The organism is Aquimarina sp. AU119, from assembly GCF_900312735.1.
Classification (GTDB): Bacteria; Bacteroidota; Bacteroidia; order Flavobacteriales; family Flavobacteriaceae; genus Aquimarina; species Aquimarina algiphila.
In genome coordinates this window covers 31,617-44,414 of record NZ_OMPF01000021.1, presented here as the reverse complement: position 1 = coordinate 44,414, position 12,798 = coordinate 31,617, and the positions used below count along the sequence as shown (strand labels likewise).

Annotated in this window: 9 protein-coding genes; all 9 read left to right on the top strand. The window is 31.2% G+C overall.

Translation table 11 applies throughout. From position 1 onward, the window contains the following. The first annotated feature begins 102 nt into the window (after nt 1-102). The 9 genes from DK442_RS16860 (at nt 103) to DK442_RS16820 (ending at nt 12,795) form a co-directional block, all read left to right on the top strand. A complete protein-coding gene (locus tag DK442_RS16860; protein WP_109437071.1) occupies nt 103-789 on the top strand; it encodes a toxin-antitoxin system YwqK family antitoxin in 687 nt (228 codons plus the stop codon). Between the two features lie 302 nt (nt 790-1,091). Continuing rightward, complete coding sequence (locus DK442_RS16855) at nt 1,092-1,397, top strand: hypothetical protein (protein WP_109437070.1); 306 nt, start codon at nt 1,092-1,094, stop codon at nt 1,395-1,397. A gap of 67 nt (nt 1,398-1,464) precedes the next feature. Continuing rightward, complete coding sequence (locus tag DK442_RS16850) at nt 1,465-2,802, top strand: hypothetical protein (RefSeq protein ID WP_109437069.1); 1,338 nt, start codon at nt 1,465-1,467, stop codon at nt 2,800-2,802. Between the two features lie 476 nt (nt 2,803-3,278). Then, entirely contained in the window at nt 3,279-4,466 is a 1,188-nt protein-coding gene (mnmA, locus tag DK442_RS16845; RefSeq protein WP_109437068.1) for a tRNA 2-thiouridine(34) synthase MnmA, read from the top strand. A 36-nt stretch (nt 4,467-4,502) separates the two neighbouring features. Further along, nucleotides 4,503-5,447, top strand: a complete 945-nt coding sequence (locus DK442_RS16840) for a nitronate monooxygenase family protein (protein WP_109437067.1) — start codon at nt 4,503-4,505, stop codon at nt 5,445-5,447. 9 nt (nt 5,448-5,456) lie between these two features. After that, nucleotides 5,457-6,230: a nucleoside triphosphate pyrophosphohydrolase gene (mazG, locus tag DK442_RS16835; protein WP_109437066.1), complete on the top strand. Its 774-nt coding sequence runs from the start codon at nt 5,457-5,459 to the stop codon at nt 6,228-6,230. Between the two features lie 301 nt (nt 6,231-6,531). Further along, nucleotides 6,532-8,058, top strand: a complete 1,527-nt coding sequence (locus DK442_RS16830) for an AraC family transcriptional regulator (RefSeq protein ID WP_160114229.1) — start codon at nt 6,532-6,534, stop codon at nt 8,056-8,058. Nucleotides 8,059-8,262: 204 nt separating this feature from the next. Beyond that, nucleotides 8,263-9,726, top strand: coding sequence for a helix-turn-helix domain-containing protein (locus DK442_RS16825; protein ID WP_109437064.1), 1,464 nt, complete (start codon nt 8,263-8,265; stop codon nt 9,724-9,726). A 261-nt stretch (nt 9,727-9,987) separates the two neighbouring features. Next, entirely contained in the window at nt 9,988-12,795 is a 2,808-nt protein-coding gene (locus DK442_RS16820) for a TonB-dependent receptor plug domain-containing protein (RefSeq protein ID WP_109437063.1), read from the top strand. Nucleotides 12,796-12,798: the final 3 nt, after the last annotated feature.

Below are 12,798 nucleotides of genomic sequence, written 5' to 3'. Positions count from 1 at the left end.
TTTTATGCTTTCGACTTCATTTTATCATTATGATTTTATAATATTGGTATACTTTTTGGAAGTTACTTTCGTTGAAATAATGTCCCAAATTAAATAGTAGTTATGCGAAGTATATTGTTATTTTGTGTTTTAATGTTTACATGTTTACCCATTTTAGGGCAAGAGTACAATAAATATGATAGTGAAGGTAAACGACACGGTAAATGGCGAAAGAAATATGATAATAGTGATCAAATTCGATATGAAGGTACTTTTGATCATGGGAAAGAGATAGGGAGTTTTAAATTCTACAAACCTAGCAGCGGTGATTCTCCTACAGCTGTAAAAACATTTTCAAAAAATAGTGATACTGTTAAGGTTAAATATTTTACCCAAAAGGGAAAAGTGATAAGTCAAGGTCAAATGATTGGCAAAGAACGAATAGGGTTATGGGAATATTATCATAATAGTTCTAAAAAAATTATGATGACTGAACATTACTTGTCGGGAAAACTTGATGGAGAGCAACGTACATATTTTGAAAGTGGTCAATTAACAGAAAGTACCTCATATGTTAATGGAAAAAGACAAGGTAAAAGACTAATTTATTCAGAAAAAGGTATTGTTATTAAGGAGTTTATATACGAAAATGACCAGCTTCATGGTATAACCAAATATTACAATACCAACGGTGATTTGATTATAGAAGGAAACTATAAGAGAGATCGTAAGGATGGTATTTGGAGCTATTACACTGATGGAAAACTATCCGAACAAAAATTGTTTCCCGTTCAAAATAAAGGATTTTAATCGTATAAAATCTTTAAAATTACATGCTAATTATCTAAAGAGATTTTTTGAAGCTGTTATATAACAATGGCTAATATTTTTGTGCTTTAGTCTGGGGCTAATACACAACTTTTTAAATATGAATTAATACTTCTTGTCCTCTTCTTATCTTCAAAAGCTATACTTGTAAATTGCAATTTATTCGCAGAGAATTAACCATGTGTGGTAATAAATAGGATATATCTTACAAGGCATACGTTAAATTATTTGGATTTTTGTTTGAATGAACATATTTAGATTAAAAGCATTTAAAAATTTAACGTATGATACTAGAAGTCTTAAAAATTGTATTATTCTTTAAAAAGGTTAAAAGAAATGCTATTACAATTTTTTTGTTTTGTTTAATAACGATGACATCGATAGGTCAACAGACAAAATATGGAGGCGGTAATAATATGCCAGGAGTTATTGAGGCTGAAAATTTTGATTTAGGAGGAGAGGGCGCTATCAAAGGAAATAATGGATTGTACGTAAGTCATAATAACGGTAGCCTTACAGGTTTTACCTGTGATAAATCTGTAGTAGGTAATCATGAGAAGTTTATTGTAACTGACCTTACTTCAGAGTAATATATATACTCTTAAAAGATTTTTTAATCATTAATTATATCATAAAACCCTAAAATTTACAAGTAAAATGAAGTCAAATTTGTTTTTAAAAACTTTAAAAGAAAAATTTATTATCGTTTTTGTATTTTGTTTAGTAGCTGTGTTTTCTTGCAATGCTAAAATATTATCGATAATCAATCTAACAGATCATAATGTGGTATTACATAATATTAATACCGATATTTTAAATAAAGAAATTTCTAAGCTTTCTCATGCTAAAAGTTTAAAATTTAAAGGTGATGAGAGTTTTATTAGCGCGTATACTATTGTGAAAAATGAAAGTATCGAATTAGCTTCAAATAGTATTGCTAATCACTCTAACATACCCAAACCTTTTTTTGGGGTAGATAGAGAAAACGTATTGGAAGAAGATGTTCAATTATTAGAAGTAGCAGATCAATATCCATCTAAGAGTTATAATTTTAAGTTAAAGTATAAAGCAAAGAAAGAACGAGAAATTCATTTAGAAATCAGAAGTCCAGAAAATGTTTGGTTAGGATTTAACAAAGTAATCGTAAAAAAAGGATCACGAAAAATAGATCTTGCTGTAGGTTTAGTGAATGAAGCCATAATTGGAAATGGTTATAAAGTAATAGCTACATTGGTTCCGCTAGGTAAAGATTGGAAAGAAAAAATCGTAAATAGTGAAAAAGAATTTAATGTGATACCACAAGAAAATGTTGATCACGCAGAGATGGAAGAAAATCTTGAAATAATGCCTTTGCCAGATCAAAAACCAGCTGATCGCTATACTTTTGAATTAAAATACACAGCAAAGAAAGCAAGAGATATTGTTGTAGAGATCAGGAATCAGCGAAAACAATGGTTAGGATCAAAAAAAGTAACAGTACCAGAGGGTTCTGAAACGATTTTTGTTACTGTAAAAATACCTAATACAGCAGAGATTGCTAATGATTATAAAGCAATATCTTTATTATTACCGGTAGGTAAAGATTGGCAAGATAAAATCAAAAATACTTCTCGAAAATTTAACGTGACTAACGGTACTAAATCAGCCAGTACAGAAGGAGTTTCAACGTATATTCCTCCAAAAGAAGAATTTATTGAATTATTAGAGGTGCCCAATCAAAAAAAGTCGGAGAATTTTACTTTTAGTGTAGAATATGATGTAAATCAAGAACGAGAAATCCAAGTAGAAATTAGAGATCCGCAACATAAATGGTTAGATCTAATGAGTGTTAAAGTAAGTAAAGGCTCAGGAAGAACTAGTGTTATAATGAATGTTCCTAAAAAAATAGTAATAGGTAGTGGTTATACAGCAACAGCTTTATTGGTTCCTGTAGGTAAAGACTGGAGAGATAAGATCAAAACAAGTACTCAAAAATTTAGTGTTGTTCGTCGTTAAGTTTTATATGTTATGGATCAATGTGAATTTCGAAATGCTAAGGGTGAAATAATATTCAGTCCTTTACCATAGATTACGGATTTAACAGGAAAATTGATACAGAGAAAAGACTTAGGTGTATTAAAGTTAGGTGAGTCTTTGATTTCTCTTTGTGAAATGATAAGCTCAATTAAGACGAATGGTTTTTATTAGTAGAAGTTATATTAGGAGAAAATAGTATACTTAAAAAGAAGATGATGGTAGAATTTTAATTAGTTATTGAATACTGTCGTATTTGTTAAAATGGATATTTGATTTGTCAAATATCCATTTTTTATGAACTGAGCTTTTAATTAGAAAGAATCAACTCTTTTGAGTCTATTATAACATTCCAAAATTAGTTAAAGCTGAATATTCTGATAGCTTGTCTCTAAGATATTTACTTAGTACTTTTGTAAAATAATTATAAAGAATAAAATAAAGAAAGGATTTTTTTGATGAAGAGAGTAATCGTAGGATTATCAGGGGGAGTTGATTCCAGTGTAGCGGCATATTTATTAAAAGAGCAAGGATATGAGGTTATTGGATTATTCATGAAGAATTGGCATGATGATTCAGTAACAATTTCTGACGAATGTCCATGGCTGGATGATAGTAATGATGCGTTATTAGTAGCAGAGAAATTGGGGATACCATTTCAGACGGTAGATTTAAGTGAGCAATATAAAGAACGTATTGTGGATTATATGTTTAATGAATACGAAAATGGTCGTACTCCAAACCCCGATGTGTTATGTAATCGTGAAATTAAGTTTGACGTATTCTTAAAAATTGCATTATCTCTTGGAGCTGATTATGTTGCGACTGGGCATTATTGTAGAAAGGATACGATACGCAAAGAAGGAAAAGAAATTCATCGTCTTATAGCAGGAAAAGACTCTAATAAGGATCAATCTTATTTCTTATGCCAATTGTCTCAGGAACAATTAGCAAAAACGTTATTTCCTGTTGGTGAATTATTAAAACCAGAAGTTAGGGATATCGCTAAAGAACAAGATTTGGTGACAGCGGATAAAAAAGATTCTCAAGGATTATGTTTTATCGGAAAAGTTCGTTTGCCCGAATTTCTTCAACAAAAGTTACAACCAAAACAGGGAGATATTATTGAAATATTATCTTCTGAAGAAAAATATCAACGTACAATACCTCAGTTTAAGTCCAAAAGAGAAGAATTAGAGTTCTTGTCCAGTAAATATCAGTATGACACCAGAGATGGCAAGGTAGTAGGAAAACATCAAGGAGCGCACTACTATACCAAAGGGCAACGTAAAGGGTTGGCTGTAGGAGGAACTCCAGAGCCCCTTTTTGTTATTGAGACTGATGTTGAAACAAACACAATTTATACTGGACAAGGCAAAAAGCACCCAGGTTTGTATAGAAAGGCGTTGTTTATAACTAATAAAGAGTTACATTGGGTTAGAGAAGATCTTAGGCTTAATGTAGATGAAGAACTTGAAGTTATGGCTAGAATTCGATATAGACAACCACTAGAAAAGGCTACATTACACGTTATAGATTCTGGTATGTATGTTGTTTTTGAAAACGATCAAAGTGCGATAACCGAGGGGCAGTTTGTAGCTTGGTATATTGGTGAAGAATTGGTTGGTTCTGGTGTAATCTCATAATAAACTAATTATTTATATATTCTGATTTAGAAATTAATGAATAAAATAAAAGAATTATTAAATATTCAGTACCCGATAATTCAAGGAGGAATGGTATGGGCAAGTGGCTGGAAATTAGCGAGTGCAGTAAGTAATGCAGGAGGACTAGGTCTTATAGGATCTGGATCTATGTATCCTGATATATTAAGGGAGCACATACAAAAATGTAAAAAAGCTACAAATAAGCCTTTTGGGGTTAATATTCCAATGTTATATCCTAATCTTGAGGAAATTATTCAGATAATAATCGAGGAAGGTGTAAAAATAGTCTTTACTTCTGCGGGAAATCCAAAAACATATACGACTTATCTTAAAGAAAAAGGTATTACAGTAGTTCATGTGGTGAGTAGTCTGAAGTTTGCTTTAAAAGCCCAAGAAGCAGGAGTAGATGCTGTAGTAGCAGAAGGTTTTGAAGCAGGAGGGCATAACGGAAGGGATGAAACTACATCATTAACATTAATACCAATAGTTAAAAAAGAGGTAAGTATACCTTTAATTGCTGCAGGAGGGATTGCAACCGGATCTGCTATGTATGCAGTGATGGCTTTAGGGGCAGATGGAGTTCAGGTTGGAAGTCGCTTTGTAGCAAGTGACGAAGCTTCTTCGCATATAGATTTTAAAAAAATGGTGGTAGAGGCTAAGGAAGGAGATACACAATTAACGTTAAAAGAGTTAGCGCCTGTTCGTTTACTTAAGAATAAATTTTATAATGATGTCACAGAATTATATAGTAAAGGACCTTCTATTGACGAATTAAAAGCATTATTAGGTCGTGCTAGAGCAAAACGAGGAATGTTTGAAGGAGATTTGAATGAAGGGGAGCTAGAAATTGGTCAAGTTTCAGGATTAATTCAAGATATCAAACCGGCAAAGGTCATTGTTGATGATATGATTAAGGAATTTCAAGAAACCAAAAAGAGCATGGAACAAGTCGCTATATAAATATCAAAGATGAATTCGAGAAAAGATCAACTTAATGCTTTTGATAGGTTACTAACTATTATGGATGAGCTTCGGGAGCAATGTCCATGGGATAAAAAACAAACATTACAGTCTTTAAGGCATCTTACTATAGAGGAGACGTATGAACTTGGTGATGCAATCTTAGATAATAACCTCGAAGAGGTGAAAAAAGAACTAGGAGACTTACTATTGCATATTGTTTTTTATGCTAAAATTGGTAGTGAAACTAAAGATTTTGATATAGCAGATGTAGCAAATGAAATTTGCGATAAACTGATCCATAGACATCCACATATTTATAGTGATGTTAGTGTAGAAGATGAAGAAGAGGTGAAACGTAACTGGGAAAACTTAAAGCTTAAGGAAGGGAAGAAAAGTGTTCTTGAAGGGGTGCCTCAATCGCTTCCGGCTATGGTAAAGGCAAGCAGAATCCAGGATAAAGTAGCAGGAGTTGGGTTTGATTGGGAAGAACCATATCAAGTGTTTGAAAAGCTTAAAGAAGAATTAGGTGAACTACAACACGAAGTAGAGGTGCAAGATCAGGAAAAAATAGAATCAGAGTTTGGAGATGTGCTTTTTTCTATGATTAATTATGCTCGTTTTTTAAAAGTAAATCCAGAAGACGCATTAGAACGAACAAATAAAAAGTTTATAAAGCGTTTTCAGTATTTAGAATCTAAAGCAAAACAAAACAACCAAAATTTAATGGACATGACTCTTTCTGAAATGGACGTTTTTTGGGAAGAAGCTAAAAGGTTATAGAACATAAACTTCTTTATTTATACCTTCATAAAAATGGATTTTATATTCTTTTACGAATTTTCTTAATTCTATTAGAATTTTGGTAAAAAATGGTGTTTTTTACTTAAGTTTTACTTGTAAGAATGCTGTTTTATAACTCTTTTTCTACGGTTTTCACTTATGTATTTTTTTTATTTGCACTTTGTTAACCCTTGCTATTGTTGATTTTTTGAGTAAGATATTATCGGGACACCCTTTTATAACAAAATTTTAAGAAAAACAAATCGTAAATTAGACGTATTAAACATCAATCAATCAAACTGTGCGGCTAGCTCAAAGAAAAACAGAATTATCATTATTGTTTTTCGGTCTTATTTTGTTAATATCAGTAAAAGGATATAGTTTATCTTTTGGAGTTGATATAAAAAATGAGAGCGAAAGTTCTTATGTCTCTATCTCATCAATAAAGAATCTTTCCAATAATGATAAATCAAAAACAACTTTTCAGCACAATAAGGTGTTGGAAAAAGATGCAATTGATTCAACCTACATATATAGAGAATTAGCATTTTCTTATGCAAATGCTAATGAATCAGAATTAGCTTGTGAATTTATCGAGAAATATATAGAATCAACGTTAGATGTTACTTTTGTAGGTCATAGTTATTTTGATCAAATTAGTACTTCGGAAGCACATATTGCATTAGCAAATAAATACCTTAAGCAATTTGGATGGTGGGCAATCTTTTGCTTTTATGTTGCTTTTGTTGGCTTTTTCTTATCTGTAGTTATAAATTTTAGAAAACGTTCTGATAGGGTAGCAAATTTGCTAATGAGCTGTTTTGTATTACTTCACTCATGCTTTATGATTCATATGGCGCTTTACTTTATGAATTATGAGTATTATTTACCGCATACATTATATCTATTTACAACATTTTCATATTTATACGGGCCATTAATATTTTTCTATTTTAAAAGAGTGACCGAGCAATATAAATTTAAACTTACTGATCTCTTACATTTATTACCAACAATATTTCTTGTGATATTGTTATTGCCTATCTACCTCTTACCAGGAGAAGAAAAATTACGTATGGTAATATATTATGAGCGACCTTACCTTACGCTAATTTCAATTTCCAAACTAACTTCTTTATTGGTTTATGGTGTTTTGGTGGTTAGATTATATATAAAATCACTTAAAAGTGAATTGTATGTTGCTAAAATAGTTAAAAACTGGCAGAGGAATATAGTGCTTTTTTGTTCTATATACATACTTTCTTATGCCATATATGCAATATTAAATATGAGTCATATTGGTAGTGGCTTTCTGTTTAATTTTCAAGTAGCTTCGATAGCTGTAATGGTGCTGTATGTTAGCTATTCTGCATTTGTGCAACCTTCACTGTTTGGAAATCTCAAAATTATAGTAACACCTCCTGTAATACAAAATACAGTAGTAAGTAATAATAAATATAAAAAATCAGGACTTACGCAAAGTTTGTCTTTAGAGCTCAAATCAAAGTTGCTGTTTCTTCTAAATGAAGAGAAAATCTATAAGCAAAATGATATTACGCTCCAAAGAGTATCTGAGTTATTAGAAACAACAAGGCATAATACTTCACAGGTTATAAATGAACATTTTGATCTTAACTTCTTCGAATTAATTAATAAATATAGAATTGAAGAAGCAAAGGAGCTATTAAAAGGAGAGAGGTATAAAGGATTTAATATTATAGATGTTGCTTATGAAGTTGGTTTTAATAATAAGGTAACTTTCAATAAATCTTTCAAAAAATATAATCAAATAACACCATCCGAGTATCTAAAACTGTTTGTTGCATAAATGAATGATGGGGTTGAAGATATCTTTTTGTAATATTTCCCGTTTTTAGTCATAATCAATCTTTTGTGATAACAATATAATTACGTGTAGCAATGTAATTTTTGTTTGTTTAAATCGACTACTCTATAATAACAAGGTTTAGAAAATATTATGTAACAATATTTTTTATGTTATATAGATCATCATAATTTCCTGAGAGTAATTATGCGGCTAACTCGAAGAACACAAACTCTGGTTTTGATTACTATCGTTTTGTTTATTTCATCAAGTCTGTATTCATATGCAAATGAAATTGAGGTAAAAAATAAGGATAAAGATCGCTATACCCTTTTATTTTCAGATAAAATATATAAAAAAGAGTCAAATACGCATAGTGTTGACTCTATTTTGATGTTTAAGGAATTGGCACTTTTCTATGCTAAGAAAAATAAAGCAGAGTTAGCATGTGAATACCTCGAAAAATATATAAAAAGTAGTTTAGATGTCGCTTTTATAGGACATAGTTATTTTGATTCTATTAATAGTTCGAGTTCTTACGTTAAATTGGCAGATAAGTATCATAAAAAATTAGATTTTTGGTGGATACTCTGTTTATATGTAGGTTTTGTTGGTATGTTTATCTCTATCGTTCTGAATTTCCGAAAGAGATCTGATAAAATTGCAAATCTTTTGATGAGTGCATTTTTGTTTCAACACTCTGTCTTTATTATTAATATTAGTTTGTTGCCGACAAATTATGAATTTTACTTACCGCACTCTCTGTATTTATCAACATTGTTTTCGTTTTTGTATGGTCCTCTTATTTATTTTTACTTTAAACGTGTGATTTTAAAATATAGATTTGTTTGGTTGGATGTGTTGCATTTAGTACCAACAGTTTTACTTCTGTTTTTATTGCTTCCTGTTTATAGCCTACCTGTAGAGGAGAAACTAAGGATAATGCTTGATGATAAACGGCCATATATAACTTTAATCTCAGATGTTAAGCTTATATCCTTATTGGTATATATGATTTTAGTCATTAGAATGTATGTTAAATTGGTTGTTGGTAATTCTCTTATATCCAGGGTACAACATAATTGGCAGAGAAATATTGTTGTTTTATGCTCAATACATATTGTTTCTTATGTTGTTTATAATATTTTGATGATTCGTAGAGTAATAGACGGTTTCCCTGTTCATTTTCAAATCATTTCGATTGCATTATTGATTTTGTATATAAGTTATACGGCATTCGTTTATCCTAGTATTTTTGGTGGAGGATTAAGAATGATTAAAGAGGAAGTGCAAAAAGAGCTAGATAAATATAGAAAATCAGGTTTAACAGAGACACTTTCTATAGAATTAAAGGAAAAGCTTTTATTTCTATTGAATCAAGAAAAGGTGTATATGAAAAATGATATTAATCTTCAGAAATTAGCCGAATTATTGAATACTACTAGACATAATACTTCGCAGGTAATAAATGAGCATTTTAATCTTAATTTTTTTGAATTAATTAATCGATATCGAATAGAAGAAGCTAAAAAACTTTTAAAAAGTGAGAAGGATAAGAAGGTAAATATTATAGACGTTGCTTATGAGGTAGGTTTCAATAATAAAGTTACTTTCAATAAATCCTTTAAAAAGTACAACAGAATTACTCCCTCTGAGTATGTCAAATCCTAATTGTTGACGATTACAATAGCTTTAGTAAATCTTCTTCGGAATGAGGTAAAACCTTATAGGGGTTACCTGTTTTTATGCTTGTCCCACGTTTCTTTGATCTTGTAATCATAATTTAGGAAGGGCGAATGTTATTATTTCCATTTAAACTTTGTTCAAGTTTTGTGAGAGTAAATTTGAGTTAGCCATCAAAATATTCCACCCCTTCCTTTTTATGATTATATCTAATAACTTAAGTATAATTTTTTGAAAAATTTTTTATCTATGAAAGTACATTATTACAAGTTTCTAATGTTTTTTTTCTTTGTATGTAGTTTATCATTTGCTCAGGAAAAAAATGTGTCAGGAACTGTCACAGATGACCAGGGATTACCGCTTCCGGGCGTTAATGTTATTGTCAAGAATACTAGTGGGGGAACGCAAACCGATTTTGATGGAAATTACTCTATATCGGTAAATCGAGGAGCAGTAATTTCGTTTAGTTATGTTGGTTTTGAAACCAAAGAAGTAGTTGTTGGGGATAGCGATACAATTAATATGAAATTATCAGCTTCTGCTTCAGAATTAGAAGAAGTTATTATTACAGGACAAGGTTCTGGTATTGCTAAAAGAAAATTATCTACTACGGTAGATGTTTTAAAAGCAGATGAGATTGATAAGTTGCCTTCTAATCAAATAGACCAATTACTTCAATCTACAACACCTAGTGCACAAATTAGATTAAGTTCTGGACAACCAGGTACTGCAGCAATTATTAGAACTAGAGGTGCAATATCTGCCTCAACTTCAGCTACGCCTATTGTAATAGTTGATGGTGTTAGAGTTGATAATTTGAATTCAAATGCTCAGCTAGGTATTGTTACAGGTGGAGCATCTGTATCCGCTCTAGCAGATATCCCTACAGAATCTATTGAAAGGATAGAATATATAAAAGGAGGTGCTGCTACAACATTATATGGTGCAGATGCAGCGAATGGTGTTATTCAAGTTATTACAAAGAAAGGTACTAAAGGAAAATCTAAGATATTTTATGAAGCCAGAGTTGGTGTAATAAAAGCAACTGAAGATTTTTTAAAATATGATAGAACGGCTGAAGCCTTTTTTGAGCCAGGATTATCTTTAGAACATAGAGTTGGTATAAACGGTGGTGGAGATAAGGTCACTTATAATTTTGGAGGAAGTATCTACGCTGATGACTCTTTTAATGATATAAATAAACAAGTAAGAAGAAGTTTGTCATTCGGTCTAAATGCTAATGTAACTGATAAACTTAGATATCAAGCTTCTTTTTCATATGTAGGAACAGAGACTAATTTGGATTTTAATGCAAATAGTGGTAATGCAAGATTCTCAGATTTTGAAGGTGGTGACTTGGGTGATTTGGATGTTATTTCTGATACTGATTTTGCTCCTATTAGAGAGAATTATGCTTTAAGAGGTGCTTTAACGAGTAATGAATCAACAATAAATCGTTTTACCAACTCGAATAAGTTTATATATGATGTAAATGATAATTTACAAGTTAATGCTACTCTTGGTATAGATTATAGAACCGTGGTCCAAAATCAAGCTGTATCAAATGCATTACAAATCTCAAGAGGCGCTTTTCCTGATGGAACATCAGATAGAGGTGCTCTTACAAGAGCTACAAGAAATAATTTTATTGTAACTGGAGATTTAAATGTAACTCATAAGGCAGCACTTGATAACTTTTCTTTTGTTACTATATTAGGAGGACAGTTTTTTAGAAATACAGATAGACAGAATCGAATAGAAGGATCGGGTGGTGTAGATGGTACATCTCGAATTGGATTCTTTCCTACTCAGGTAGCTAGAGATTTTGTATTAGAGAATGCTAACTATGGTTTATATTTTTTAGAAAATATAGGAATATATGATGTTGCCTTTTTAGAATTTGGAGGAAGATTAGATGAAAATACTTCTGCAGGTGCTAATACAGACCCGTTATTTCTTCCAAAAGTTGGTATTACTTATAACATATCAGATCACGATTTTTATTCAGAGAGTGGTATGAGTAACATTCTTTCTAGTATCAAATTAAGAGCAAATTATGGTGAAGCTACCAATTTTGCACAACCTTTTTCAGAGGTTAAAACATTTGTACCTGATGTTTTCCTTGGCGGCTTAGCTGTTCGTTTTGATCAGCCTGGTAACACTGATTTAGTGTCTGAAAGAGTTAAAACTACAGAATTTGGTCTTGACTTAGGTTTTTTAAATAACAGAATCAATTTTAGTAGTACAAGATATGATGGGAAAACAGAAGATGCCCTATTTGTTCCTAATGCTTTACCTTCTTCTGGATTAAGAGCTCAGGTAACTAACCTTGGAGAAATATCAAACAGTGGATGGGAATTTGCTTTAAATGCAGACGTAATTAAAACTAGTGATCATTTACTAAGTGTTAATTTTTCATACAATACCAATGATAACTCTGTAGAAGATAGTGGAGGTTCACCTGCTTTCGTAGTAGGAGGGTTTAATGTAATTGGTTCTGTAATAGAACAGGGACAAAGTTTAGGTTATTTAAGAGGAACTTCTGCAACCAGAGCAGCCGATGGGACATTTACTTTTACTCCTAATGATGCTTTAGGTGATACTTTTGCTCCTAATTTTGGATCGTTTGGAATAAATTATCAATATAAAAACTTTAATCTTTTTATGACTGGTGATTATCAGTTTGGAGGTAGCTATGTAGATTTAAATTTCTTGCTAAGACATTTAAATGGAGTTGATAATACTGGTATACCTGATGACCTTGTTGGAACAACAAGTCCATTTAATTATGTTAATTTCTTTGTTTTTGACAATGACTTTGTGAAAATAAGGAATATAGGAGCTACATATTCTTTTGGAGATAAATTAAAGCCTTTTTCTAATGTAATTCTTGGGTTTACAGCAACAAATCCATTCAACTGGACATCTGGACCTGCTGATCCCGAAATTACTGGTTCTGGAATTGCTGCTCAAAATGGTTTCTCCAGTGGAGGTTTTGCCTATGGAACGGAGTCAGCTCCAAGGATATTTTTAACTTCACTGAAGTTTCAGTTTTAATTA

Excerpts from the sequence above, each read along its gene's own strand:
- DK442_RS16840 (WP_109437067.1), top strand. The coding sequence starts at position 4,503 with ATGAATAAAATAAAAGAATTATTAAATATTCAGTACCCGATAATTCAA.
- DK442_RS16850 (WP_109437069.1), top strand. The coding sequence starts at position 1,465 with ATGAAGTCAAATTTGTTTTTAAAAACTTTAAAAGAAAAATTTATTATC.
- DK442_RS16855 (WP_109437070.1), top strand. The coding sequence starts at position 1,092 with ATGATACTAGAAGTCTTAAAAATTGTATTATTCTTTAAAAAGGTTAAA.
- mazG (WP_109437066.1), top strand. The coding sequence starts at position 5,457 with ATGAATTCGAGAAAAGATCAACTTAATGCTTTTGATAGGTTACTAACT.
- DK442_RS16825 (WP_109437064.1), top strand. The coding sequence starts at position 8,263 with ATGCGGCTAACTCGAAGAACACAAACTCTGGTTTTGATTACTATCGTT.
- mnmA (WP_109437068.1), top strand. The coding sequence starts at position 3,279 with ATGAAGAGAGTAATCGTAGGATTATCAGGGGGAGTTGATTCCAGTGTA.
- DK442_RS16860 (WP_109437071.1), top strand. The coding sequence starts at position 103 with ATGCGAAGTATATTGTTATTTTGTGTTTTAATGTTTACATGTTTACCC.
- DK442_RS16820 (WP_109437063.1), top strand. The coding sequence starts at position 9,988 with ATGAAAGTACATTATTACAAGTTTCTAATGTTTTTTTTCTTTGTATGT.